This is a genomic window from Stenotrophomonas sp. YJH_SMC_135 (assembly GCF_059372355.1).
Map to the genome: position 1 here is coordinate 171696 of NZ_JCAFVN010000006.1, position 25224 is coordinate 196919.

Genomic DNA, 25224 nt, shown 5'->3' on the forward strand with positions numbered 1-25224 from the left:
CGCACCGTCGGGCTACGGGAACAAGAACTAAAGTGACGCGTCACGCTCGATGATGCTTTCGATCCAGTCGATGTAGCGGGACACGCGCACGTTGTAGACCACCTGCCCATAGAAACCCGCTTCCAGCGCATGCTCGGGTACGGCGGTGATCCAGGAACCGAGGCCCACCAGCTGCCAGGCCCCATCTTTCTCGATCACCAGCGGGCCGCCGCTGTCGCCGTTGCCGAGCACGCCTTCAAGGGGAAGGCCCTGCGGAGGCGGATCAAACCGGTACCAGAGATAGCGCGTGTTGCCGCCGGTGATCGCGTTGCAGGCCCGCCGCAGCGTCGTACGATGCGGCCCGCCGGGCACCAGGCCAGTCGCACCATTGCCGGTGGCGCCTCTCCCTATCAGGGCGGCGACCTGCGTGACCTCGTCGGCGCCCCGGTAGAGTGCGACCGGCGGCACATCGCTCACCGGTGCGGCAAGTCTGATCAACGCAATGTCATCCGATGCTGCCAGGAACGCGTGGATTTTCGACGCGCTCCCGGTTGCCATCGCTTCCTTGCCCAGCGCTTCGGGCATCCTCCGGTAGCCGGGGTGCAGGAAGACACGCTCGACGCCGTAGACGTTCCCATTGATGGTGATGGTGGCGCCCCTCCCTTCCATCGGCGCGGCATGCGCGGCGGTCAGCACCCAGCGCGGCGCGATCAGGACGCCGTGCCCCTCGCCCGGCATGTCTGCCAGTGCCGGGAACACCGATGCGTCGATCTGGTAACTGGCATCGTCAACATCATCGCGGATGACCACGGCGCCGGCGGCGAACGGGAGCGTGGCCAATGCCAGGAAAATCCAGCGGTTCATGGTTGCTTGCATCCCAGCAGTTCAATCCCAACAGCCTAGGGCATGGCCCTGCCATACGGGGAGATCGTGCGACCAATCCCCGGCGATGGCCGACGAACGCGGGGAAACGGGAGTTGAAGCCAGGCGGGCCATGCCCTACCTGCGGCCCCGATAGGGTTCGCAGCCCACGCCATCATTGTCGCGATCGAGGTGCGGGCCATAGCCCGGATCACCACGCCGTACCGGCGCCGCCCCGGCGGCGCGGGCCTCCGCGCAGTTGGCAAACACCCGGGAACTGCCCGCGGGCGCGGGGGCGAAACTGCTGCGCGGAGTGTCGACGTATCGAGGTGCCGCTGGAGCGCCTCGATGACGGTGATACTCACCCGTTTTCCGGTTGGTGTGGCACCCCTGCTTGTCGAGCCCGCCCGGATGCGCGAGCGCATTGGCGGACAGTGCCAGTGCGAGCATGCCGGATGCAGTCAATACGCTGGAAACGCGGCGTCGTGTGTCCATGCCTTCCCCCGGCACTCCTGCCAAGGAGAAAGCTAGCATGGTGTCTCGACCGCCAGGTTTGACGCTGCAGCGGCTGCCACTCAACGCAGGTAGTGCTTCAGGAACAGCCAGGTGATCAGCGTCGGCAAGATCAACAAGAAGAAGCTGCGCGTGCTGCACGACCCGGAGGCAGGCGCCGGCAGTCGCTGATCCCTGGGCGGCCACGGGCTGTGCGCCAATGCGGGGAAATCAATGCACCCGCGCTCCTGTTCCGTCGGTTCCGCCGCATACATCGTGGCTGGCGCCGATCCTCCCTCGCCCCTCGCTCCTACAGTGGATTCGCGGCGACGCACGGCCTGCACCCCCGATGGCAACGCCGCCGCCCCCACTTTTCGAGCCCACAGGAGCGAGACATGGCATGCCTTTCCCGGACTATCGCTGGCACAGCGGCAATGCGCCCAGCCCCCTCCACGCAGGTTGAACGGGGGGGTGCACCATGAACCAGGTCTACGTCGCAGTCTGGGATGGAGCCCACTATCTGGTCGTCCGCAAACGGGTGCTCAACAGCTGGTGGGGCAGCAATTCCGTGGTCGTACTTTCTGCCGAGGCGATGGCCGCTGTGCTGGCCATCCGCAACGCGTCCGGCGGTGGCACAGAGCAGGACTGGGATCTGGTGAAGAAGCTGCTTTCCGGCGCCTGGCGCGCCGCAGGGTCAGTCGCCTACCGCGGCGAACGCACGCTGCCCCGCACCATGGACGCACTGGACCGGGCGCTTGAAAGCGCCGAACGCACGCATCCGCAAACCGATGACATCGCCATGGAGACGCTGGCCGCTCTGCAGAGCCTGTTCCGCGAGGACGCAAGAACCCCTCCCACGTTCAGCGCTGCGCGTGCAACCTTGCGGGAGCTCTCCATCGCGTTGCCGCCGCCCACCCGGGGTGCGCCGAACTGGGCCGCTGCGTTGATACTGGCACAACGCCTGGTGGCGGAAGTCGGAGCGTGGTCGGATGGCCTGCCCCCGGCGCTGGTGAACCAGGCGGGGCAATGGGCCCTGCCCGGCGGCGGCCGCCTGAACAACGAACGCAAGGAGCGCGCCGCGCGCCGCGAGTTCGAGGAGGAGCTCGGCATCTGGCTTGGGCAGGGACGCGCCGCATGCGATCTGCGTGCCCGGCTGTTTCCGGATGGGGGAGGCAGCTTCTCCCTGGTTCGCTTCTGCACCACGGCCGAGGAGCTTCTGCGGATGGCGCAGGAGGCCGAGAACAACGTCCAGGCCAGTGCCAGCAGCCCTGCGCGCCCCCAGTCCTGCCTGGTGACCGACTGGGAGGTGGCGAGCATCGGACGGGTGCCGGTGACCGAACTGCGCAACATCCTGGGAGCAAGGGTGGAGGTTCCGGGCGCAGGAACACCGGAGGTTGACGAGGCCCTGGCCGGCGCCAGGCCCGGTAGCCAGGAGATCGGCTGGTACCGGGAGATCGCCGCCCTGCTGTCACCCGCCTGAGCGTCCAGCGCGAACCCATGTGATCCCCTGCAAGCCCAGCGAGGCCCACCATGAAAGAGAGCACGCCCGAGCGCGAGGCCCGGCGCCACATCAGCAAGCAGCTCACCGCGCAGATCAACAACGCGCAGGCGTATCCCGACGTCCGTTCGGTCGTGGTGAAGGCCCTGTCGGACATCAAGGACCAGCTGCGCAGCCTGTCCAGCAAGGTACGGCGCGACTACAGCCTGAAGCCTGACGAGCCGCTGATGTTCTTCTACGTCAAGGGCGGCAACGCACTGGACGCACTGCTTGAACGCCCGGCCCAGCCGCCACCGACGCTGTTCGATTTCGGCCGGTCCGACTGGGATACGCAGGTGGTGATCAATCCCTGGATTCCGATCCCGGCCCAGGACGCCCTGCACGGCGGCGTGGAGGACATCGTGATCGAGGTGATGCTCGGCGCCGGCCTCAACATCGCATTGGAGATCAGCGTCTTCCCACCCAACCAGAATCCGCTGGCCGGCCAAGTGGTGGATCTTGCACCGGTGGACATCCATGTGCCGCCCGGCCAGCAGTGCCTGGTGACCTGTGACACTCCGCAGACGTTCCGGAAGGTCTACCAGCGTGACCGCGCGGGCCTGCATCTGTTCACCAGTGAGCCATTGAAGGGCATCGGCGCGCCCGCGCCGGTGACAAGCCCGTCCGTGCTGCCCCCGCCGCAGCCGCCACTGCCCGTGCAGCCGCCACCTACCCCTCCGCCGCCACCCGGCATCATCCTCAACGACGGCATCAAGCCGTTCGTGCTGTACCGCATGGGCTACACCTGGCACGCGCGATGGGTGAAGGATCCGAAGGCGCCTGCCGGCGACGACCCGGTGACGCCGCGGCCGATCCTGATGGAACTGATCGATGTGACCACGCCGCGCCGCGATACCGTGGAGGCCGTGACAGTGTGGTCGGACATCATCCGCAACCATCTGGTGATTGCCGAGGATGCCGGCGCGGAAGAGCGCTGGCGGCTGCCCCTGCCCAGCATGGAGTACCACCTGTGGGAAGGCCTGACCATGCTGTGCGAGATCGCCGCCTATCCCGGCTGGCCGGGTGCGGACAAGCTGGAGAAGCGTCGTCGCAATGTGCAGCGCATCCACGACTGGTACCGCGACCAGCAGGGCGACCTGGCGACGTTCGGCAGGGTGATCGATGGCATCTCGGCGGCGCCGGTGTTCGCCGATGACAGGGACTGCATGCAGCAGGTCGATGCCTGCATGCGTGAGGTCAAAATGCGTATGCAGGCGTCATCTTCGGGATTCGATCACGGCGCCCTGTCGGCCACCCACACGCATCGCCTGCGGCAGGGGCGGCAGTGGGTCGCGCAGCGGGTCGCAACGCTGCTGCAACGCCTGCAGACATCTGCCGCATCCTGTGGCTACAGCGACGATCTGGCGTTGATCGGGACGCTGGCACAGAATCCCTACCTGGATGTCACCCAGGTACCGATCTCCGACGTCGACTGCGCGATGATCATCCGCACCGACCCTGCAACGCTGCGCAGGGCGACGGCGGCCAACTGCTTGAATGCGCTTGCCGAGGATCTCGGCGCGCACATGACCATCGAGGATTCCCTGCACTCGACCGTACGTGCGACGGGTATCAGTTACGAGCGAACGCTGGTGATCTTCGATGCGCCGCGTTCGCCGTCGGCGCGCGTGGCCAAGGCGATCCTGACATTCACCACGGCTGGCCCGGTCGGTTGCCCGTTCCGGGACAGCCCCGACGGTTCCGGGCAGGCCATCGCACCGTTGCTGGACATGGACAACCAGCGCAAGGTAGCAGCCTCGATCGTCCAGGGTTTCGTGCAACGGGCGAATCTGTCCGGGCAGCACGAGATGATCCGGGTGCTGTTGCCACAGGGGGAATGATCCTCCATCAGCGCAGCGCGGGCGGCGGGTTCCGATCAGGTCCGATCAGTCCCTGCCCTCCAGGATCCATGCCTCCAGCGCCTGCGTGTCCCGCATGTCCCCCGCGTAGCGGCGATCCGGCACGTAGGGCTCGTTCGAACCGCGCCCGCGACCGCGGTAGACCTTCATGGGTACCGAAATCCGGCTCAGCCCACTGGGCAATGGCTGAGGCCTGATATCCATGTAGACACTGTCGGCGGACGTCTCGACCCCCACCTGCAGAGCGCCCAGCCGCTTCCATAGATCCAGTGCATCCAGGCAGGCTGAGCCGCAGGAGGCGTCCGCCACGATCACCACCCTGCCGCTGCGATCCGGAACGGCTGCAGCGGGCGGACGCATCGGCCCAACCGGCGCGTCCGCCGGTTCGCGCCACAGCGCCTCACCGTTCGCACCGGCACGGGCCATCCCTGCGGTGACCGTTTCCAGCATGTGCAGCAGTTCGGGCGACGCGTCGTGTGCTGCCTTCAGCTTCTGCAGGAAGCCGCGCAGCTGCGCGATGTTGGCCTCCGACGTCCGCCATTCCGCCCAACTCTCGTCACGCAATGCATCCACCGCTGCAGGCCCCCAGATCAAACGGGCCAGCGCGATGCTCCAGTGCGACGCACCTCCGGTATTGCCGCGCACGTCCAGCACCACCCGCGGTGCCTGCTGCAGTGCGTCGGCCACCGGGGTGAGTTGCTGCAAAAGCTCGGTCAGCTGCTGGGCATTGCGCGTGGCTGGATCGGCATTGAAGCTGCTGGTGGTGATCCAGTAGCCGCCACCGGCCAATGTGTGCCAGCCATTGGCTGGGCGGAAGCTGCGACGGGTATCGGCCAGTCGCGCTTCGCGTGTTGCCGTATCAATCGGAAGCCATTGCAGCGTGTAGGCGCTCTGGCGCCCATCCACCCAGAAGACGCAGCTGTGCAACGTCGGCACGAACGGGTTGCCCTGTTCAAGCAGCACCTCGCCGCCCGCGTGGATACGGCTCGCCTGCAGGTTCCAGCGCCCGTTGAAGTCGCCCACGCGCCACTCAGCCAGTGCCTGTGCATCGACGCCATCACAGGACAGCAATCGCGCGCCCATGGGCGGCCGACCGGGGCGTCCATCCACGACCATCACCACCTGCGCGTCACCTTCGAAGCCCGTCAGGAACCCGGGCCATCGGGCCGGCAGCATGGGGCGCCCGCCAATGGATTGAGACTCACGTGGCCATCGTTGAACGTGGCCGCATAGCCCTTCATCGCCCACCAGTAGCCGGCGAAACTGTCGACCTGGCGCGCGCGCGACCGTGCAAGTGACAGGGCGCCGTCCATCTGGGAGACGAAGCCGGGATTGTGCGGGTCAACCACCCCGGGATGGCTGTCGCGCAGGGCGGCGTCAGCAGCCTCCAGATCCATCAACAGCGTGCTCGGCCAATCTGTGGCAGAGCCTTGGGTGCCTGCTGCCAGTACCGCGCCGACCAGCAACGATGCGAGCGCCATCGATTGACCTCTCGACTGGATTGCGCTCCAGTCTGGCAGCTTTCAGGTCTGTCGTGCCGCGCCCGCCGCAACGGGCGCGGCGCCACGTCAATGCAGGGGCACCTTCAGCACCGAAGGCGCGTTGGCCGGTGAGCTGAAGGTCACCGCACCGCCCAGCTGGCTGATGCCCGCATAGCGCAGGTCCACGGTATCGACCACCAGGGTCAGGCGGCTGCCGGCCGGGAGGTTCCAGCTGCTGGCTTCCAGGCGGAGATCGATTGTTTTCGGCTGGCCGGGCGTGGCCCCGCGCAGGGTGTAGGGCTTGTGGCTGACCAGCTGGCCGTTGCCCAGCACGTCTTCGGCATACAGGTAGGCATACAGCGTGGTATTGGCGCGGCTGGGCGTCACCGTCACCCGCACTTCCGGTGCGCCATCCAGGCGACGTGCGCTCCAGTAGATCGGGCCCTGCCAGACGCCGGCGGCGTTGCGGCCGACGAACGGTACATAGGCGCCGGGCGGCAGGTTGATCATCTGCAGTGCACCGGAGGCCATCACCACGCCGGAATTGGCAGCCGTCAGCAGCCCGCTGCCGATGCGGTAGCTCCAGCCGGTAGCGCCACCGTTCTCCGCCAGGCCGCCGGTGGGCAGCAGCAAACCGGAGGGTGCGGTCAGGCCGTAGCTGACGGCGCCCGCATTGGTGGCCTGCCAGTCCGGATAGCGGCTCCAGCTGCCCTTCTGCGACTTCAGCTGCACCGCTGCCTGGCGATCGATGCCATTGTCCACGCGCTTCAGGTAGTGGTCGAACCAGTCGCCTACGGCGACATAGACCTCATTGGGAATGCCGAACGCACCGAAGGCCTCGTTGAGGGCATGGTCGCCGTGGCGCAACTGCAGCTGCTTGGGCCCCTTCAGGCGGTTGAAGAAATCGACCAGTTGGCCCGGCGGGAACAGGCTGTCATTGAAGGCATTGGCGAGGAATACCGCCGGCTGGTTGGCGTTGATCTCTTCAAGGCTGCTGGCCGGGCTGCGCTGTGCGGCCACCGGCAGCAGCGAGTCCACCGCCCCCTGGTAATTGCCGACCAGCACATTGCGGTTGATGGTGGCCAGCTCCGCGCCGGGGCGGCCGGTGGCCAGGCCCGCCGCCACCAGCAGGGCGATGCCCTGGGCGCTGGGTGTGTCATGGCTGTACAGCGACGCCTGCAGGTCGGCCCAGCCACTGAGTGCGGCAACGGCCTTGATGCGGGGGTCGCGCGCCGCCGCCAACAGGCTGGTGCCGGCGCCATAGGAGATGCCCGAGACCCCGATCCTGGCCGGATCGGCGCGGGTGTTGTCCAGCGCCCAGTCGATCAGCGCGCTGACATCCTCGACCGTGGCGGGCCCGGCGATGTCGATGCTGCCACCCGACTCCCAGAAGCCGCGCGAGCTGTAGCTGATGACCACATAGCCGCGCTGCGCCAACGACTGTGCCACGCCCACGTACTCCACGCTGGGCACCGCCCAGCTGCTGGGCATGACCAGCAGCGGATAGCGCCCGCTGCCGGCATCCTGCGGCTCGATGACGAAGGCCCCGAGAGGCGTGCCATCCCAGCTGGGAATGGTGCGATGGGTGGTCTTGACCGTGGCGGCCCAGGCGGTGGGCGCCAGGCCGGTCAGCAGGATCAACAGCAGCAAAAGCTTGCGCATCGTCGTTTCTCCCCGTCGGTGGTGGTGCAACGGGTCGGACCGTACCAGTGCGAATGGTGGCTGGCACCTTGCGACGCAGCATGGCGCAAAGCGCACCTTGGTATGCTTCGCGGCACTGCGGTCCTCCGCAGGCTCCCATCAATGCAAGGATGCCCCCCCGATGCGCAGGACGCTCTTCGTCGGCACGCTCTTGAGCGTGGCCAGTCTGTTCGCCCCTTCAGCCGTGGCGGCCCGGGACCCCGACGTCACGGATGACTGCAGCGAAATCGCGCAGTTGATGTCCAACGACGACTTTCCGGCACTGGACGCGATGGCCGCGCGCCTCCGCACGGGCGAGCTCAACGCCGCCGGCGAATCCCGGCTGGGCCGTTTCTACCTCTGCATGTCGCGTGCAATCGGCACGGCGCGGCAGGAGGTGGAGGCCTGGAACCGCTGGTCGGCCTGGGCGGCGCGCTGGGTTCAGCATGCGCCGAAGTCGCCGGCAGCCCACCTGATGACTGCACGGATTCCGCTCAACCTGGCCTGGAGCTACCGCGGAAATGGTTACGCCAACACCGTCAATGCCGAAGACTGGGCTCAGTTCCATGAGTACAACGCGGCTTCGCAGGCCTACCTGCAATCGCATGAGGGCGTTGCCGGCGGCGACCCGTTCTGGCACGAGATGAGCGTGCTGATCGCGCTGCGCGAGGGCGCGGATGACGAAGAACTACTGAGGCTCGTCGACCGTGCAGCGAAGGCCTTCCCCGACTACGAGCCGCTGCACTTCATTGCCCTGCAGCACTTCACGCCGGCCTGGGGCGGCAGCGCACAGAAGATGGAAGCCTTCGCACGGCGCTCGATGGCCAGTATCGCGAAGAAAAAGCGGGCCATGCGCTACGCACGGCTGTACTGGTCAGCCACCGCGTATTCGGCCGATCACTTCCGCGCGGCGACACCCGATTGGCCGCTGATGCGCCAGGGGCTGGACGAAATCGCACAGCGCTACCCGACCATCGACAATCTGGAGACCATTACGCGCTACGCCTGTTGGGCGCGTGACGGCGATGCCCTGGATCGGTGGAATCGCCTGTACTTGAGCCGAAGTGGTTTCAGCGAGGCGGTCATTGCGGACTCGAGCGAGCAAAGCAGGGCCGCCTGCCTGGCGCCGGATGCTGGGCAAGAGGCTTCCTTGTAGAGCCAATCGGTGCGGAACCGGGCCGCGGAGGATGCGCGGTCCAGCATGCACTTCACACCTGCAGGGTGCTTAGCACGTACGTATGTCAGCCACGGACCGCGTGATCTGACACATCACCAGTGCTTGCACCCGGTCACAGCTTCGCGTTCTCGTCGTTGACCAAAAGACGACAGCTTGTGACGCTTGCGACACCGCGCGGCCCTCCGGGCCTCCTCATCGCGGCCTCGCTCTACTGCACTCCGCATCACCCGTATCCGCAACGCCTTCACATGACACAGGCCCGGCCTGGTCGTGGCGGGCAGCTGCGTCCTGAACTCTTTGCTGGAGAATCGCAATGCGCCTTGCAAGCTTCGTCTTTGCCTTCGTCCTCAGCGCCTTTGCCGGCGCAGCCCAGGCCCAGGTAGTCACCCTCAACAAGGGCGGCTTCGTGCTCACCTACGACTGCGGCATCCACAGCGCCACCCGTTACGAGTACACGCTCACCGCCGATACCGGTTCGGCCGCACGGCCGTCCAGCTTCTACAAGGACCCGGACCTGCCGGCCGGTTGCCTGGGCCAGACCAGCACCGCGTCCTACGCCAGCATCAAATCCGGCTATGACCGTGGCCATCTGGTGACGTCCAACCACATGGATTACGACGCGACCTACATCCGTCGCGCCAACTACATGACCAACATCGTGCCGCAGGTGTCCAGCTTCAACCAGGGCATCTGGGTGAAGGCCGAGAACGTGGCCGAGTGCTACCGCGACATCGCGCCGGTGGACGTCTACGGTGGCGTGGTCTACGGCGATGCCGCCAACGATTATTTCCTGGCCAGCCATGGCATTCCGACGCCGGAGTTCTTCTGGAAGACGATCATCACCCGCGACCCGAACACCGGAACCGCCAAGGCGATCAGCTGGATCATCCCCAACGAGGCCAACCTGGGCAGCCTGGACAACTACCTGGTGACGATTGCGGATCTGGAGGAACTGCTGGGCGCCAGCTACGTGGCGATCAACGCGCCGGCCTCGCTGAAAAACATGCTGCCGGCCACCACCTGGCCGCAGCCGGCCGGGTGTGACCTGGGCTGATCGGGGGGCAGAGGAACGTCACGATGCCTGTGCGCGCAGCCATCGTGACGCCAGCACTCTGGCCAGCAGGAACTGCACTGCGGCGCCGACGGCGGTGGCAACGACAAGCCCGCGACCTGTCGTCGGCGCCCCAGCGGACAGCGCTCGCAGAAGATAAGCCATGCTGGCCAGGATGATCAGCAGCGCCGTGGCAAGCAGGATCAGCGACACCACCATCGTGCGCGCCGTCGATGCGGGTTCCGGCGACGGCGCGCCGGCCCATAGGCCGGCAAACGTGGCCAGCGCGCAGGCCACCAGCAGGATCAGGCTCGCAATCTGCAGCTGCGCGGCGCCGTCGGCAACGGGCATGATGAACTCGCCGGGCGAGAATCCCACCGGCAGCTGCGCCACCAGGATGGGAAGCAGGCAGCTGCCGGCCACCAGCGTCACCGCGCCGGCGATGCTGGCACTGATGAGGTGATGGTGCCCGCCCTCGGCAGGGATGCGCCGCTGCATCAGCAGCGCCGGCACCAAGGCCAGCAGCGTGAGGACCAGTGCATGCGCAAGCGGCATCAGACTGATGGCTGCGACGCTGTAGACTGGAAACGGCAACTGCGCCATCGGAATGCGCATGGCGCGATCAAGCACGATCAGCAACCCGAAAAAGGCGACCGAAGCGATCACCGGATGCCGGATCCGCAGCGCGCCGCGACGCCCGAACAGCAGCATCGACACCAGTACCGCCGCTCCGGCGAAGAGACTCAGCCTGAAACCGAGCTCAGCCAGCGCGTAGCCGATTTCACGTGAGGCCTCGGGCGGGCCCAGACGGCGCCCGAATTCGACCAGGCGGAGGGCTACGGGCAGATACAGGCAGAGCACGTAAAGCTTGGCGGCCATCGCGAACTTGATGGGGTACGCACTGAAGAATGATCGCAATCGGTTCAAGGCGTATTCCCGTGCAGGCGCTGGGCGGGCTGACCTGGCAGTCTAGCGTTCCTGTGGCCCGCGTGCCCCGCTCGACCCGCTATGGGAAAATGGCGGGCACGTCGCCCCTTTGGCTGTTCCCGGAGTAGTAGATGTCCCGTTTCCCCTTCGATGCCGTGCTGTTCGACTGCGACGGCGTACTGGTCGATTCCGAGCCGCTGGTGGCCCGTGTGCTCTCGGAAATGCTGACCGCACGCGGCTGGCCGCTGACCCCGGCGCAGGCGGGCGAGGTCTTCCTCGGCCAATCCGTGGCTCATCTGGCCGGGCTGATCGCAGAGCGCACCGGCAAGCCGTTCACCGAGCAATGGCTGGAGGAATTCCGCCAGCAGCGCAACCGTGCGCTGGAGCAGGACCTAGAGGCGATCCAGGGGGCGCCCGAGGCCGTGCGTGCGATTGCCGCGGCCACCGGCGGGCGGATTGCCTGCGCCTCCGGTGCCGACCTGTTCAAGGTGAAGCTGCAGCTGGGCAAGGTCGGCATCCTTGATGCCTTCGGTGCCCATGTGTTCAGTGGCCAGGACATGCCGAACACCAAGCCTCACCCGGATGTCTATCTGGCCGCCGCCGCAGCGCTGGGCGTGGACCCGAAGCGCTGCGCGGTGATCGAAGACACCGTGACCGGCGCCACCGCCGGCGTCGCGGCAGGTGCGGCCGTGTTTGGTTTCAGCGAGGGCGGCCCGCACCACAGCACGCCGGAGGCCCTGCGCGCTGCGGGCGCGAAGGTGATCTTCCAGCGCATGGAGCAGCTGCCGGCAGTGCTGGCGGCCTACGCCGCCGACGCAGCCGCCTGAGGCGGCCTCAGCCCGCAGCGCCCAGCGCGGCGCCGCGGCGTTTCCCGGCGTAATGCAGCACGAACAGGTACAGGCCGGTGAACAGCTGCAGGAACAGTGGCGGCAGCGGCGAATAGGTGATCCACGCTGCAGGCTCGCCCTGCCCCAACCCGCGGACGACGAAGTTGGCGATCACCGCCAGGGTGAAGACGATCGAGGTCCAGCGATGTACGGGCCGCGCCCAGCCACCGCGGCTCATTGACGGTGCCTCGCTTCGGAGCGCGCTTCGATCATCTTCCAGCCATTGCCGGACGGGTCGCGGAACCCCGCATCGATGGCGCCGTAGCGTTCGACCGGCTCCTGGGTGAACTCCACGCCCTGCGCCAGCCATTGCGTGTAGCGCGCCTGGCAGTCATCCACGGCCAGCACCAGCGGCGGCATTGCGCCCTTGGCCACCAGCTGCTGCAGCGCCTGCGCGGTGGCCGCATCGTGGGTGGGCGGACCGGGCACGAACAGGCCCAGCTGGAATCCGTCCTGGCCGGGGCTGCGCACCGTCAGCCAGCGGTAGCTGCCATTGCGCACGTCGGTATGCACTTCGAAGCCGAGCGTGCCGACGTAGAACGCGAGCGCCTCATCCTGGTCGCGCACATACAGGCCGACCGTGTTCACAGTGTTTGTCATGGGACCTCCCTCAGGTGGGATCCACGTTAGCAACCGCCTCGCGGCGGCGCTTCTCCAAAACTGCGATGTTCAGGTCCGGTCGCTGCGCGGCACGTGCGTGGCATTCCGGCACGCTGGCCGGCGTCGCCTCGCCGGCGCGCTCGCGCTGGCGCACATTGCCCGGGCTGTCGCCGGTGATGTCACGAAAGATGCGCCCGAAGGTGCCCAGGCTGCTCCAGCCGGTCTGCGCGGCGATCTCGGTGACCGGCAGCTCGGTGTCACGCAGCATCGCCACGGCCCGTTCGATGCGGCGGCTGAGCAGGTAGCGGTGCGGCGGCAGGCCGAATGCCTGCTTGAACGAACGCGCGAAATGCGCAGGCGATACCGCACTGACCTCGGCCAGGCGGGCCACCGGCCAGTCCTCGTGACTGGCGTGGTCCATCCGGTCCTTGGCACGCAGCAGGCGCCGCAACAGTTCCGGGCTCTGGTTCATGGCGTCACCGCGTGTGCCAGATGATGTCGCGACGCACGCCTGGCCTGCGCGGCCTGCTCGCCCAGCCAGTCACCGAATGCGATGACCTTGGCGCTGCGGCTGCGCGCCGTCGGTGCCACGAACCAGAAACCACGCCCGTCGCTGGCCACACCGGGATGTGCCTGCACCAGGCGCCCACTGTCCAGTTCGGCCTGGAACAGGATCGGCGAGCCGATGGCGATGCCCTGCCCGGCAATGGCAGCACCGACATCCAGATGCTCCATCGCAAAGGGGGTGACGAAGCTCTCCGGGTCCGGTGGCCGAACAGCACCATGTGCGGAAAACCACAGCGCCCACCAGTCAGGCCTGCCGAGCAGTGGAACCTCCAACGCCCGCCGACCGAGCCCGTCTGCCGCCGGCAGCAGCGCTGGCGCGCACAGCGGAGTGAAAATGCTGGGGAACAGGGGCGTGGCCTGCAGCCCGGGCCACGCACCATGCCCGTTGCGGATGGCGGCATCGAAACGCCCGGCGGCCAGGTCCTGCGGCTCTGCCGACAGGTCCAGTTCCAGCACGATGCTTCGATGGCGCGCGCGGAAACTGCCCAGGCGCGGCGTCAACCAGCTGGTGCCCAGCGTCGGCAGAACGGACAGGCGCAGTCGTGCCGCATCCATGTCAGCGGCGCGCATGAAACTGGCGCGCAGCGCGTCGAAGGCCCGGGTGGCCTCCACTGCGACGCTCGCACCGGCGGCGGTCAATTCCACATGCTGGGCGTGGCGCAGGAACAGGCAGGTCCCGGTCTGGGCCTCCAGCCGGCGCACGTGGTAACTCACCGATGCCGCACTGGTATCGAGCTCCTCGGCGGCGCGGGCGAAACTGCCCAGCCGTGCCGCCGCCTCGAAGGCGCGGATGGCGACAAGCGATGGCAGCTGACGTTGGGTCACCATAAGTGTGGCTTAGCCTGAGCCCCGATTTCCGCGTGGTCAATCCCCCTCGCACGCGCAACGATGGAGGCACCTCCGGCAAGGGATCACGCACATGGATCGACGGCAGTTCCTGGCCACCCTGGCCGCCACGGCAGCGTCCACCGCCCTGCCCTCCGGGTGGGCCCTGGCCAGCCCCAGCGCAGACTGGAAATGGTTGCAGGGCAACTGGCAGGTCCGGCACCAACGCCTGAAGGAGCGCCTGGTGGGCGATACCCGCTGGGACGCCTTCACCGGCGCCAGTGCGGTCTGGCTCACCCTGGGCGGGCTCGGCACCATCGATGACAACGTCATGGCACTGCCTTCGGGCCCCTACAGGGGCCTGGGCGTGCGTGCCTTCGATCCGGTGTCTTCCACCTGGTCGATCTGGTGGATCGATGGGCGCACCCCTGCCCATATCGAAGCGCCCGTGCGCGGCGCCTTCGCAGGCGATGGCGGCAGCTTCCGTGGTCGCGATGACTTCGAGGGACGCCCCATCGAGGTCTGGTTCCGCTGGCATGACATCCACGGCGATGAGCCGTGGTGGGAGCAGGCGTTCTCCGACGATGCCGGTGCCCATTGGGAAGTGAACTGGCGCAACTGGTTCCGCCGCACTGCTGCGATCCCCACTCCGCTTCCGAAGCTGCCGGATGCACCGGGCGATTTTGATTTCCTGGTGGGCCATTGGAACGTGCGCCATCGCCGCCTGCGGGCTCGGCTGGCAGGCAGCGATGCGTGGGACGCGTTCAACGGCACCCTGCACAACTGGCCGGTACTGGGCGGATTCGGCAACGTGGGCGACAACCTGATGGACGTGCCTGGAGCACCGCTGCGCGGCATGGGCATCCGCGCCTGGAATGCGGCCGAGCGGCACTGGCTGAGCTGGTGGCTGGATGGCCGCGCGCCGACCCGGATCGGCGCGCCACTGCGTGGGGGATTCGAGGCCGGTGTCGGCCGCTTCTTCGGCGAGGACCAGCACGAGGGACGGGCGATCCAGACGCGGGTGATCTGGTCACGCATCACCCCGCGTTCGGCGCGCTGGGAACAGGCGGCCTCCGCCGATGGTGGACGCAGTTGGGAAACCAACTGGGTCAGCGACTTCGAGCGACAGGCATGAAGGCGCTTCTGGCCGTGATGCTGCTGGCATCGGCATTGCCCGTGCCCTCCCCGCCCGTGGTGCTGCGGATCATCGGCCCCGCCGAGCGGTTCGCCCCCGGCATTGCCTCCACACAGCATGACGAGATCCGGCTGACCCTGAGTCCGGACGGCAATACCGCCCTGTGGTTCAGCCGCAACCGGCCGGGGGGGGCTGGGGGCTACGACATCTGGATCTCGCACCGCGAAGGTGACCGCTGGCGGCCGGCCACGCCAGTGCCGTTCAACACGCCGGGGCGCGACTTCGATCCCGCATTTTCCGCAGATGGGCGCGTGGTGTATTTCTGCTCGGACCGCGCAGGCGGCCGGGGCGGTGACGATCTGTATCGGGTCAGCATGGGGAGCGACGGTCGATTCGGGGAGCCAGTCAATCTTGGCCCCGCAGTGAACAGCGCGGCCGATGAGTTCGCGCCGATGCTCTCGCCCGACGGTCGTACGCTGTTGTTCTCCAGCGATCGTGCGGGCGGTGCTGGCGGCCATGACCTCTACAGCGCGGCGATGATCGGCGGCGTCGCGCAGCCGGCACGGCCGCTGGCGGGAGACCTCAATACCGCAGCGCAGGAGTTCGATGCCACCTTCCTGGGCGACGGCCGAACGGTGGTATTTGCCCGCGCCCAGGACTTCGGCAGTGCACCGGTGCGCCAGTTCATTGCCTACGAACGTGGAGGCCGCTATGACGCAGGCCATGCTTTGCCATCGCCCGTGAACGCGCCCAGCGGCGACAGCTACGGCGCGATGCTGGATGGCTCGCGCCGCGACACGCTGACCTACTCGGCGCGACGCGCCGGTGGTGAGGGACTGGACCTGTACCGCGTCCGCTACCGGATGATGCCGCCCTGAAGGCAGTGGGTGTCGATTTCCCACGCGCCCGTTCGTCGAGAGGTTGAGTACCCCAGGAGAAAATGCAGATGCCTTCCCAACAGTCCCTTGCCTGCGCCTGCGGCCAGGTCCGCCTGACCACCACCGGCAGCCCCATCGCCAGCGTCGAATGCTGCTGCGACAGCTGCCGCAGGGCCGGCGCCCGGATGCAGGCGATGCCCGGCGCACCGCAGGTGCTGGGGCCTCAGGGCCAGACGCATTTCGTAATGCAGCGCAAGGATCGCGTCCGCATCGATGCCGGGCATTCCCGGCTGCACGCGTGGCGGTTGTCCAGCACGGCCGGCAGCCGCCGCGTCGTGGCGGGCTGCTGCAATACGCCGCTCTTCCTGGAGTTCAGCGGTGGCCATTGGCTGAGCCTGTATGGGCTGTTGTGGCCGGACGCGATACGCCCCGCCGTGGAGATGCGGACGATGGTCAACGATCTTCCCGACGCGTCTGTCCTTCCCGGCGATGTGCCCAACCTGAAGACCCACTCGCTGCGGTTCTATGCCCGGCTGTTGAAGGCGTGGATCTCCATGGGCTTCCGCAGCCCACGCATCGAGATCACGGGAGACAGCCATGCCTGAGCCCGAGCGGATCGAGATCGAGAGCATCACCACGCCCGGGCACATCCAGCGCGTGGATCGCGCCAAGTACATGGCCATGCGCGCGGCCCTGCTGCGTGCCTTGCCCAGGCAACCTCGCGGGATGACGGTGGCGCAGGCGAAGCAGGCGCTGTTGCCGCACCTGCCCGCATCGCTGTTTCCGCAAGGCGCCACGGCCGGTTGGTGGCTGAAAGCCGTGCAGCTGGACCTGGAGGCCAAGGGCGTGATCGAGCGTCTTCCAGGCACGCCACTGCGCCTGTTCAAGCACGTGCCGGCCGGCTGATCAGCGCTGCGCCGGCAGCTCCAGCCGATGCTTGCGGCACAGCCGATACACGGTCACCCGCGAGATCTGCATCTGCCGCGCGCACTCGGAGACGTTGTAGCCGGTCTGCCGCAGCGTCTGCAGCAGCACATCACGTTCGGCCTGGCCGCGGGCATCGTGCAGCACCGCCCCCGGCGGCGCATGCACGCGCCCTCCCAGTTCGAGGTCACGCTCGCTGATCAGCTCGCCTTCGGCCATGATCGCCGCCCGCTGCACCCGGTTCAGCAGTTCGCGCACGTTGCCGGGCCATTCGAAACGCCGCATCGCCTGCAGCGCAGCGGGTGCAAAGCCACGTGCACGCACGCTGTGGCGCAGGCGGAAGCAGCGCAGGAAATGCTCCGCCAGCAGCTGCACATCAGCGCCGCGCTCGCGCAGCGGTGGCATCAGCAGGCGCAGCACGTTGAGGCGATAGTAGAGATCGCTGCGGAACCGCACCTGCGCCACCGCGTGCTCCAGTTCCACATGGGTGGCAGCCAGTACACGCACGTCCGCCCGCAGCGGCTGGCTGCTGCCGACCCGCTCGAACGTACCTTCCTGCAGCACGCGCAACAGGCTGGTCTGCGCTTCGGCCGGCAGGTCGCCCACCTCGTCAAGGAACACGGTTCCGCCGGATGCGGCCTCGAATACGCCGATCTGGCGCTTGTCGGCACCGGTGAACGAGCCACGCTCGTGGCCGAACAGCTCCGACTGCACCAGGTTCGCAGGGATGGCACCGCAGTTGACCGCGATGAACGGCTTGCCTGCACGGCCGGACAACGCGTGCAGTGCATGTGCCGCCAACTCCTTGCCGGTGCCGGTCTCGCCGGTGACCAGCACCGGCAGATCGACCGGCGCGAACTTGTGCAGTACGGTGCGCACCGCATGCAGCACAGGACTCTCGCCGATCAATGCGCGCGGCCCCTGCCCGCCGCACACTTCGTCGGCAGGAGGATCCTCCGCGTCGAACTGCTGGCGCATCGCCGCCACCAGGTCCTGCAGGCCGAAAGGAAGCGTGAACCGCGAGATGCAACGCTGCAACAAGGGCGGCCACGCTGCAGGCGTGGGCCCTGCGCCAGGCGGCAGCACCGCCAGCCACGTCAGATGCGCGTGCTGTTCGATCCACGGCGCCAGCAATTGCAGGGCCGGCGCATCCAGATGGCGAAGATCCAGCACGGCGAGCAGCCGGTCGCGCCCGCGCAGGCCGATGGCCATCGCCGGGTCGGGATGGATGCGACGCACGTACCAGCCTGCGGCCGCCAGCGCGCTGCGCTCGTTCGCCAGCGGCTCGCCGAACCAGAGCACGCATCGTGACGCAGAAGCCTCCGGGACCGCTGCCATGCTTCCCCCAGCATCCGGACACCGTTGGCGGACTGTCAGGCAATCACCGGCGTGCCGCCCCTCCGCCGGGACCTCTACGGCCACCGCGGCGGCCTTTGTTGCGCGGATCCTAGCGCTGCGCTAAATGGCGGCGCAATGAGCGGCGCGTCAAGAAAGCACTGGCTGAAGCGGCATCGTTACAGTCCGCGGCGGCACCTGTAACACCCGTGCGACAGTCGGGCGCCCGCCTTGCCCTGCGGCGCTTGGCGCTGCGCAATCCCAACATTTTTCCCACGCTGCTGTAACGACATGGCAGCAACGCCCCACGCCTGCCAGTGCCCGCCCCCCTGGCGGCCAAGCCTTTCAGGGTTGGCACGGTTGATGCGTGGTTCCGCCGCACCCATCACGGGAGATCCGCATGGACGGCATCACCCCCATTCGCGGCCTGCTGGCAATGCTGGCCGTGGCCCTGCTGTCGGGCGCTGCGGGCGCCTCTGCCTCCGGTGCCCGCCAGGGCGTGAAGGCACAACCGGGCGAAATCGTCCTGTTGCGGGATGTGGCCGCGCGGCCGGCCTATCGCATGGCGCCCCCGGGCATGGCGCTGATCGCCGACCCGAAACCGCAGCGCGAGATTGCGACGGCGCTCGGTGCGGGTACCCCGGCAAACGCGATGGACGAGCTGAGCGATGAGGACTATGCCGGCATGGGGGCGGGGCACACGGCTGCGACCGCGACCCCCACGGGCACCACCGTCGAACGGGTCGCCCAGCAGGCCCTGGGCGGCACGCTGGGACGCAGCAGTGACGGCATGCTCGGCAGCAGCCTCGGTGGCGCACTGGGTGGCCCACTGGGCGCGGTCGGGAACAGCACCCGCGGCATCGGCGATACCGTGCGCGGCGCGCTCGCCCAGTTCCCGTTGCAGGGCCCGGCCCCGGCAGGTGGCAAGTGAAGCGGGCACGTTGGCTGCTGCTGGTCCTGTTTGCCACGCCGTTGATGGCGCAGGCCGACGACTACAGCGGCATGCTCGCCTACCTCGACGTGGCCCGCATCGACGGTCACGCCCTGGCGGGTGCAAACGGCGCCATCGCGTTGAACCAGGCGGCCGGTGACCTCAACCTGCAGGCCAACCTGCATGGCATCGCCACCGGCGAACGCGCCGACGTGTTGATCGGCAACCGGCAACTGCGGGCCGGCAACCGCGTGCTGAGCGCACCGGCGCACGCCACCTCCGTCATCGACGGCAACGCGCTGGCCGGTGCCAGCGGCATCGCATCCATCAACCAGGCCAGCGGCATCGCCAACACGACGCTCAACGTCGTCAGCGCGACGCTGGCCCGACAGGGCATACGCGAATCCGACGATACGGCCTTGGCCGCCGAAGGTTCCGCGTTGGCAGGGGGGCGGGACGACGCCGGTCGCGGCGTCGCGACCGGCACCCGCAGCGCCGGTGTCACCAGCACCGCGCTGCGGGGATTCGACGGGGTCCTGCAACTCAATCAGATCGCGGGCAGCGGCAACGACACGGCCAATGTGCTGGGCCTGGTCGTGCAGGACCGCCCGTGACAACCACCCAACCGATGCACCACCCGATGAGAGAGAGGGCACCATGAAAGCGACCGTCAAACGGACCATGCTCGCCATGGCGATTGCCACTGCCTCGACCGCCGCTGCGGCCAATGGCTGGGACAACCAGAACGCCAACGCGAACATCAACCACAACCACACCGTCAGCGAAACCCGCAACGACACCCACAACCACACCGACAACGACGTACGCAACCGCACCGTCAACGTCAATGTTCAGAAGCACAGCACCATCCAGGCCGACGAGCGCAAGGAAAAGAACAACCACGGCGTCGACGTGAACCTGGAGAAGGACCTGCGCCTCAGCACCGACGTCAATTTCTCCGGCGACCCCACCATCACCGGCGACATCGACCTCGACTCGGCGGCCATTGCGGTGATCGACAACCGCCAGTCGATCAGCAACAACGCCACCAGCAACAGCCTGGTCACCAACAGTGCGTCCATCGGTGACAGCGTGGGTGCCGGCGCCTCCGGCAACCTCGGCTTCAACGTGGTATCGGGGGACAACAACGCCCAGGACAATGCCGCGTCATTGTCCGCTGCCGATGCGTCCTTCAGCTTCGGCATGGCCGACGCCGAGGTGTTCGTCAACCAGGCCGGCTTCGGCAACGCCACCATGAACTCCGGCGTCACCAATGCCGCAGGTCTCGGTGGCAATGCCTTCGGCGGTGCGTCCGGCAACATCGGCGTCAACATCGCCTCGGGCAACAACAACGAGCAGAAGAACGCGCTCGCGGCCTCGGTCGCAACCACGGCGGTGGCGCAGTCGAGCATCAGCTCCAACCAGGTCTCCACCGGCAACACGGTCAGCAATGCCGGCTTCGTGCAGTCCTACACCGATACCGTGCAGGTCGGCCTGCATGGCGGCGTCAGCGGCCTGACGTGGGGCTATGGCGCCGGCACCTACCGCGGCACCGGCAATGCCTACCAGATGGCCAACTATTACCTGGATACGTGGAACGGCGCACTGCCGCACCCGGGTGGCAACAGTACCGGCCACATCGACCTGGACAACGAGATCCAGAACGCCACGATGAACCCCAACCGGCCGGGGGTGGGCGGCCTGGGCTTCGATACGCGTGAAAGCGGCACCAGCCAGTTCGTCGAACTGGGCGTGGCCGATCTGTACGCCAGCCTGAGCGGCACGGTCAGCACCACGCGCTGGGTGAACGTCAACGCCACCAACACGTCGGCCTTGTCCGGCAGTGCCTTCTCCGGCGCCTCCGGCAACATCGGCGTGAACGTGGCGGCGGGCACCGGCAACCTGCAGGCCAACAGCCTGGCCCTGGCCGTAGCCCAGCCCAGCACCGGCGGTGGTGGCGGCAACGGCGAGTAAGTGCACCACCCCGGCCGTCCGCCAATGGCCGGGTTCCCGGGAGCCCCTGTTCCTCCTCCCCCTTGGGGCAGGGGCTCCCTCCTGCTGCTGGAGAACGTGATGATCGGCCACCGTCTGTCGATATGCCTGCTGGCCTGGCTGCTGTTGCTGGGCGGTGCATCGGCGCGGGCGGGCGACGTCGGCTTCGCCGCCGTGCTGCCCAATGGCGCACTGCTGCAGCAGAAGGTGGAAAGCATGCAGGAACGGCGCTACCGCAACGTGGTGCGGCAGCACACCGATTACAGCTGCGGGGCGGCCGCACTGGCAACCATCCTGCGCCATGCCTATCACCTGCAGACCGACGAAGCGACCGTGATCGAAGGAATGATGGGGGTGTCCGATCCAGCGCTGGTGGCCGAGCGTGGTTTCTCGCTGCTCGACATCAAGCGCTACGTGGAATCGCTGGGCATGCGCGGGCGCGGCTATCGTATCGATGAAACACGCCTGCGCACGCTTCGCGTTCCCGGTCTTGTGCTGATGGACGTGCGCGGCTTCCGCCACTTCGTGGTGCTCAAGCAGGTGCGCGACGGTGTGGTCGAGGTGGCTGATCCCATCCTCGGCAACCGCAGCCTGGCGCTGCCTGAATTCCTCGCTGCGTGGCCATCGCGTGCCGTCTTCGTGGTGATCGGCAGCGATTTCGATCGCAACACGGTCCTGCTGCAACCCAGCGAACGGCCCAGTGCCCGCGCGCTCTACGCGCGACAGGGGCCGATCACCGATGCCGAACTGGTCGACTTCGGCTTCAGCCACGCCGACCTGTTCTGAAGGAGGTTCCGCCATGTTCCGTCACCGCCTGTTGATGGTCCTGCTGCTGGCCTGCCCCGCCCTGCCCCTGCAGGCGGCGGACGCGGCGCCCGGGCGCGGCCTGAAGGAAATCCCGGATCCAGAACTGAACCTGATGCGGGGCCGTTACACCGTGGGCGGCAATACCGTCGCCTGGTTCGGGGTGACGATGGTCTCGCAGTGGCAGGCCAGCAACGGAAGCGTGTTGCAGGGTGCGTTGACCCTGGGCATGGACTTCCGCGGCGGAGGCAGCCCGAAAATGAGCTTCCAGCCCAGCGTGCACGTCACCGCCGCAGATGCGCCGCTGCCGGACACGCAGGGTCGCCACATCGACAGAAGCGGCCTGGCCAACGCCAGCGGCGTGGTGCAGAGCGTGCAGGTGGCCGGCGATGGCAACGTCGCCCGCAATGCGACCACGCTGGTGGTACGCAATGGCGCGGTGCCGGCCCTGCCGGGTGACGGTGCCCATTCGATCAGCGCACACGCCGCAGGCGTCTCGGCCTCTGCGGTGCTCGACGGCAACCAGGCACGCCTGCTGTTGCAGGTAGATGGCCAGGGCCTGGTCCAGCAATGGATACGCAACGGCAGCGTCGGCCAGGGCATCGCCCTGGCCGGTGACGGCCAGATCGCCAGCAACCAGCTGCGGCTGGAGCTGGTGCGGGATACCGCGGGCGGCAACCTGCCGTTGAGCCAGAACGTGGCCCAGGCGATTGCGATGAACCGCGGCATGGGGCCGGGCCGGTAGTACCACGGCACGGCGTTGGGGGAAGCGTTCCACAACGCAGGACACGAACATGCACACCCTGATGAGGATCACCCCGTTGGCGCTGGCGGCGCTGGCGGGCACCGCCTTCGCCGCGCCACCCGCGGCGGATGATGGCGCCGACGTGCAGGCGCTGGCCAACCAGCTGGAGCAGCTGAAATCCAACTACGCGCAGGAAGTGCGGCGGCTGCGCGAACTGGACATGCAGGTGCAGGCGATGCAGGCGCGCCTGAGTGGGAAGGTTGGCCCGATGGCCCCGTCTACGACTGCGCCCGTCGAGCATGGCTCGACCCTACAGACGTCACCGGGCAGCGAAGGCTATGCCAGCAGTGCCGCCGAGGCGCAGCAGGCAAAGCAGGAATCGCGGCGCAGCGTGGATGATGTGAAACAGCAGCAGTCGGCGCTGTTCTCGCGCCGCTTCACCGTCGAGAACAGCCTCACCTACGCCCGCTACGACCGCAAGCAGCTCACCCTCAATGGCTTCCTGGCGCTGGATGCGATCTTCCTCGGCAACATCGCCATCGAGAACGTCGAGTCCGATTCGCTCACCTACAATCTGGCCGCGCGCTGGGGCGTCAGCCCGAACCTGACGCTCAACCTGGACGTGCCATACCTGGCGCGGCGCACCGTCTACCAGAAGGGCGGTGCCGGCGGTGCGGCGGCCGCGATCGCGCAGGAAGAAACCAATGGCAACGGCCTGGGCGATATCGGCCTGAGTGCGCATTACCGCTTGTTCGGCGAGCGCGGCTGGCGCCCGGAAGCCGTACTCACCGCCGGAGTGACCGCGCCCACCGGGCGTGCACCTTACGGCCTAGACTGGAAAGTGATCGAGCGCGATGACGATGACTACATCCGCTTCGCCGTGCCCAAGGAACAACCGACCGGCAATGGCGTGTGGCAGGCCAACGTCGGGCTGTCGATGGTCAAGACAGCCGATCCGGCGATCCTGTTCGCCAACCTCGGCTACGTGCATTCGTTCCCGCGTGGTTTCAGTGACATCGACAGCAACCCCGACACGGTCAACCCGGGTGACGTGAAGCTCGGCGGCTCGGTCTACTTCGGCGCCGGCGTGGCCTTTGCGTTCAACGAGCGCACCAGTCTCAGCCTGTCCTTCAGCGACCGCATCAGCGCCCGCGCTTCCACCCGTTTCCAGGGCGGGAAGTGGATGAAAGTGATTGGCAGCGACGCCAACGCGGCGTCACTGAATCTGGGTGTGACGTATGCGCTCAACCAGCACACCACGCTGGTGACCCTGCTGGGCATCGGGCTGACCCCGGATGCACCGGACTTCACGCTGGCGTTCAAGATCCCTTACATGCTCTGACCCGCCCGATCCGGCGACGCTGTGGCCGACAGCCCCTCGCCGCCGGATCGCGCTGCCCACGCGCAGGCCCTGTGTGTGCTCCAGGGCAACGCGCCAGCGCTGGCGACGACGGCGATGATCATCAGTTCCGCCGTATTCACGCCGCACCTTCACGGTGATCCCACCGCATTCTCCGTCGATTCCGCCAATCCGGCGGCGGCGCCATTTCCTACTCTGGCCCCACGGTGAAGCCCAGGCCGCTGCAGGCAACGCACCGTGACACTGGATACCACGCACTTCCACCCTTTCGCAGGAGCAGGACATGGCATTTCCAACCGCGGTAAACGACCAGATCACCGACTCGGTCACCCAGGCCAACACCAAGGTGCTGGGCGACGCGCCCGCCGTGGCAGTGGGCAATCTGTACCAGGCCACCGCACAGGCGCTGGCCAATGCCGCCCACAACGCCACCAACGCGCAGCAGCAGTCCTACGTCACCGCGCAGTCGGCCACCACCATGGGCGTGGCCACTCTGTACTCGATCGATACCGCCACCACGGCGGTAGCAAGCAAAGAAATCCTCAGCACCCGCGTCCGCGGCCTGGGCTCCTGATCTGTCGTTCCATCGCTGACCCGCCAACCTCAAGGAGATCGACATGGCATTCCCGACCGCTGTAAACGACCAGATCACCGATTCGGTCACCCAGGCCAACACCAAGGTGCTGGGCGACGCGCCCGCCGTGGCCATGGGCAATCTGTACCAGGCCACTGCGCAGGCGCTGGCCAACGCCGCCCACAACGCCACCAATGCGCAGCAGCAGTCCTATGTGACGGCGCAGGCGGCCACCACCATGGGCGTGGCCACGCTGTACTCGATCGACACCGCCACCACCGGCGTGGCCACCAAGCAGATCCTCGGCGCGTGATGCGCCGGCAGGCAAGGAGCTGAGCCATGGCATTTCCCACGGCCGTCAACGACCAGATCACCGACTCGGTCAGCCAGGCCAACCTGCAGGTGCTGGGCGTGGCGCCTGCCACGGCAATGGGCACGCTGTACCAGGCCACCGCGCAGGCGCTGGCCAATGCCGCCCACAACGCGACGCTTGCCCAGCAGCAGATGTATGTCACGGCGCAGGCCGCGACCACGATGGGCGTCGCGCTGCTCTACGCCGTCGATACCGGCGCCACCGGCGCCGCCACCCGGAAGATTCTCGGCTGATTCCATTGAGTGCCGGC

27 protein-coding genes and 1 pseudogene are annotated in these 25224 nt (G+C 67.4%); 18 read left to right on the forward strand and 10 right to left on the reverse strand.

Annotated features, from left to right (window positions below):
* Positions 1-27 precede the first annotated feature (27 nt).
* Together AC5P98_RS18665 and AC5P98_RS18670 are read right to left on the reverse strand one after the other, a co-directional pair.
* Positions 28-843, reverse strand: coding sequence for a S1 family peptidase (locus AC5P98_RS18665; protein ID WP_049406302.1), 816 nt, complete (start codon positions 841-843; stop codon positions 28-30).
* Between the two features lie 135 nt (positions 844-978).
* Positions 979-1374 (reverse strand): excalibur calcium-binding domain-containing protein, encoded by a 396-nt coding sequence (locus tag AC5P98_RS18670; RefSeq protein WP_087786528.1) that lies wholly within the window; start codon positions 1372-1374, stop codon positions 979-981.
* A 436-nt stretch (positions 1375-1810) separates the two neighbouring features.
* On the opposite strand from AC5P98_RS18670, the gene AC5P98_RS18675 reads away from it, so the two are divergent.
* Both AC5P98_RS18675 and AC5P98_RS18680 read left to right on the forward strand, forming a co-directional pair.
* A complete protein-coding gene (locus tag AC5P98_RS18675) occupies positions 1811-2812 on the forward strand; it encodes an NUDIX hydrolase (protein WP_049406292.1) in 1002 nt (333 codons plus the stop codon).
* Positions 2813-2862: 50 nt separating this feature from the next.
* Positions 2863-4710, forward strand: a complete 1848-nt coding sequence (locus tag AC5P98_RS18680; protein ID WP_262085282.1) for a hypothetical protein — start codon at positions 2863-2865, stop codon at positions 4708-4710.
* A 45-nt stretch (positions 4711-4755) separates the two neighbouring features.
* Here the strand turns inward: AC5P98_RS18680 and AC5P98_RS18685 are convergent.
* Positions 4756-6209, reverse strand: a pseudogene (locus AC5P98_RS18685) (S41 family peptidase).
* Between the two features lie 87 nt (positions 6210-6296).
* On the reverse strand, positions 6297-7871 hold the full coding sequence (locus AC5P98_RS18690; RefSeq protein ID WP_049406581.1) for a S15 peptidase family protein: 1575 nt from the start codon (positions 7869-7871) through the stop codon (positions 6297-6299).
* A gap of 160 nt (positions 7872-8031) precedes the next feature.
* Here AC5P98_RS18690 and AC5P98_RS18695 point away from each other — a divergent pair, with 160 nt between their 5' ends.
* The gene (locus tag AC5P98_RS18695) at positions 8032-9045 is read left to right on the forward strand and encodes a DUF4034 domain-containing protein (protein WP_049406583.1); all 1014 of its coding nucleotides are present in this window, start codon (positions 8032-8034) and stop codon (positions 9043-9045) included.
* A 334-nt stretch (positions 9046-9379) separates the two neighbouring features.
* Entirely contained in the window at positions 9380-10120 is a 741-nt protein-coding gene (locus AC5P98_RS18700; RefSeq protein WP_032957559.1) for a DNA/RNA non-specific endonuclease, read from the forward strand.
* Between the two features lie 18 nt (positions 10121-10138).
* Here the strand turns inward: AC5P98_RS18700 and AC5P98_RS18705 are convergent, their stop codons facing one another.
* Entirely contained in the window at positions 10139-10996 is an 858-nt protein-coding gene (locus AC5P98_RS18705) for a hypothetical protein (RefSeq protein WP_234413157.1), read from the reverse strand.
* A gap of 179 nt (positions 10997-11175) precedes the next feature.
* On the opposite strand from AC5P98_RS18705, the gene AC5P98_RS18710 reads away from it, so the two are divergent.
* The gene (locus AC5P98_RS18710) at positions 11176-11871 is read left to right on the forward strand and encodes an HAD family hydrolase (protein WP_495230146.1); all 696 of its coding nucleotides are present in this window, start codon (positions 11176-11178) and stop codon (positions 11869-11871) included.
* A 7-nt stretch (positions 11872-11878) separates the two neighbouring features.
* On the opposite strand, the gene AC5P98_RS18715 is transcribed toward AC5P98_RS18710, so the two are convergent.
* The 4 genes from AC5P98_RS18715 to AC5P98_RS18730 are packed head-to-tail and all read right to left on the reverse strand — an operon-like array spanning position 11879 to position 13926.
* On the reverse strand, positions 11879-12109 hold the full coding sequence (locus AC5P98_RS18715; RefSeq protein ID WP_032957563.1) for a hypothetical protein: 231 nt from the start codon (positions 12107-12109) through the stop codon (positions 11879-11881).
* Positions 12106-12531, reverse strand: a complete 426-nt coding sequence (locus AC5P98_RS18720) for a VOC family protein (RefSeq protein WP_049403934.1) — start codon at positions 12529-12531, stop codon at positions 12106-12108. Before AC5P98_RS18720 ends, AC5P98_RS18715 begins: the two co-directional genes overlap by 4 nt.
* Before the next feature lie 10 nt (positions 12532-12541).
* On the reverse strand, positions 12542-13003 hold the full coding sequence (locus AC5P98_RS18725) for a helix-turn-helix domain-containing protein (RefSeq protein ID WP_014647242.1): 462 nt from the start codon (positions 13001-13003) through the stop codon (positions 12542-12544).
* Positions 13000-13926, reverse strand: a complete 927-nt coding sequence (locus AC5P98_RS18730; RefSeq protein WP_032957569.1) for a LysR substrate-binding domain-containing protein — start codon at positions 13924-13926, stop codon at positions 13000-13002. The genes AC5P98_RS18725 and AC5P98_RS18730 overlap by 4 nt, the downstream gene beginning before the upstream one ends.
* Positions 13927-14017: 91 nt before the next feature.
* On the opposite strand from AC5P98_RS18730, the gene AC5P98_RS18735 reads away from it, so the two are divergent.
* The 4 genes from AC5P98_RS18735 to AC5P98_RS18750 all read left to right on the forward strand — a co-directional run bounded on the left by AC5P98_RS18735 (position 14018) and on the right by AC5P98_RS18750 (position 16842).
* On the forward strand, positions 14018-15058 hold the full coding sequence (locus AC5P98_RS18735) for a hypothetical protein (protein ID WP_049403930.1): 1041 nt from the start codon (positions 14018-14020) through the stop codon (positions 15056-15058).
* Positions 15055-15936 (forward strand): TolB family protein, encoded by an 882-nt coding sequence (locus AC5P98_RS18740; RefSeq protein WP_049403928.1) that lies wholly within the window; start codon positions 15055-15057, stop codon positions 15934-15936. The genes AC5P98_RS18735 and AC5P98_RS18740 overlap by 4 nt, the downstream gene beginning before the upstream one ends.
* A 62-nt stretch (positions 15937-15998) precedes the next feature.
* Positions 15999-16541 carry a GFA family protein gene (locus AC5P98_RS18745; protein ID WP_049403927.1) on the forward strand — a complete coding sequence of 181 codons (543 nt, stop codon included), beginning with the start codon at positions 15999-16001 and terminating at the stop codon, positions 16539-16541.
* Positions 16534-16842 carry a DUF6958 family protein gene (locus tag AC5P98_RS18750; RefSeq protein ID WP_046430794.1) on the forward strand — a complete coding sequence of 103 codons (309 nt, stop codon included), beginning with the start codon at positions 16534-16536 and terminating at the stop codon, positions 16840-16842. Before AC5P98_RS18745 ends, AC5P98_RS18750 begins: the two co-directional genes overlap by 8 nt.
* Here the strand turns inward: AC5P98_RS18750 and AC5P98_RS18755 are convergent, their stop codons facing one another.
* On the reverse strand, positions 16843-18198 hold the full coding sequence (locus AC5P98_RS18755) for a sigma-54 interaction domain-containing protein (RefSeq protein WP_495230147.1): 1356 nt from the start codon (positions 18196-18198) through the stop codon (positions 16843-16845).
* Positions 18199-18595: 397 nt separating this feature from the next.
* Between AC5P98_RS18755 and AC5P98_RS18760 the strand changes: the two genes are divergently transcribed.
* The 9 genes from AC5P98_RS18760 to AC5P98_RS18800 all read left to right on the forward strand — a co-directional run bounded on the left by AC5P98_RS18760 (position 18596) and on the right by AC5P98_RS18800 (position 25207).
* Positions 18596-19126 (forward strand): FapA family amyloid fibril periplasmic chaperone, encoded by a 531-nt coding sequence (locus AC5P98_RS18760; protein WP_032957577.1) that lies wholly within the window; start codon positions 18596-18598, stop codon positions 19124-19126.
* A 44-nt stretch (positions 19127-19170) separates the two neighbouring features.
* A complete protein-coding gene (locus AC5P98_RS18765) occupies positions 19171-19740 on the forward strand; it encodes a FapB/FapC family functional amyloid domain-containing protein (RefSeq protein ID WP_049403937.1) in 570 nt (189 codons plus the stop codon).
* 43 nt (positions 19741-19783) lie between these two features.
* On the forward strand, positions 19784-21100 hold the full coding sequence (locus AC5P98_RS18770; RefSeq protein ID WP_046430796.1) for a FapB/FapC family functional amyloid domain-containing protein: 1317 nt from the start codon (positions 19784-19786) through the stop codon (positions 21098-21100).
* 99 nt (positions 21101-21199) lie between these two features.
* Positions 21200-21904 carry a C39 family peptidase gene (locus AC5P98_RS18775; RefSeq protein ID WP_049403920.1) on the forward strand — a complete coding sequence of 235 codons (705 nt, stop codon included), beginning with the start codon at positions 21200-21202 and terminating at the stop codon, positions 21902-21904.
* 13 nt (positions 21905-21917) lie between these two features.
* Positions 21918-22667: a hypothetical protein gene (locus AC5P98_RS18780; protein WP_049403918.1), complete on the forward strand. Its 750-nt coding sequence runs from the start codon at positions 21918-21920 to the stop codon at positions 22665-22667.
* Positions 22668-22716: 49 nt separating this feature from the next.
* Positions 22717-24009, forward strand: a complete 1293-nt coding sequence (locus tag AC5P98_RS18785) for a transporter (protein WP_049403916.1) — start codon at positions 22717-22719, stop codon at positions 24007-24009.
* A gap of 301 nt (positions 24010-24310) precedes the next feature.
* The gene (locus AC5P98_RS18790) at positions 24311-24601 is read left to right on the forward strand and encodes a RebB family R body protein (protein ID WP_005416648.1); all 291 of its coding nucleotides are present in this window, start codon (positions 24311-24313) and stop codon (positions 24599-24601) included.
* Between the two features lie 43 nt (positions 24602-24644).
* Positions 24645-24914: a RebB family R body protein gene (locus AC5P98_RS18795; RefSeq protein ID WP_005416649.1), complete on the forward strand. Its 270-nt coding sequence runs from the start codon at positions 24645-24647 to the stop codon at positions 24912-24914.
* 26 nt (positions 24915-24940) lie between these two features.
* Complete coding sequence (locus AC5P98_RS18800) at positions 24941-25207, forward strand: RebB family R body protein (RefSeq protein ID WP_006446865.1); 267 nt, start codon at positions 24941-24943, stop codon at positions 25205-25207.
* The last annotated feature ends 17 nt before the right edge of the window (positions 25208-25224 follow it).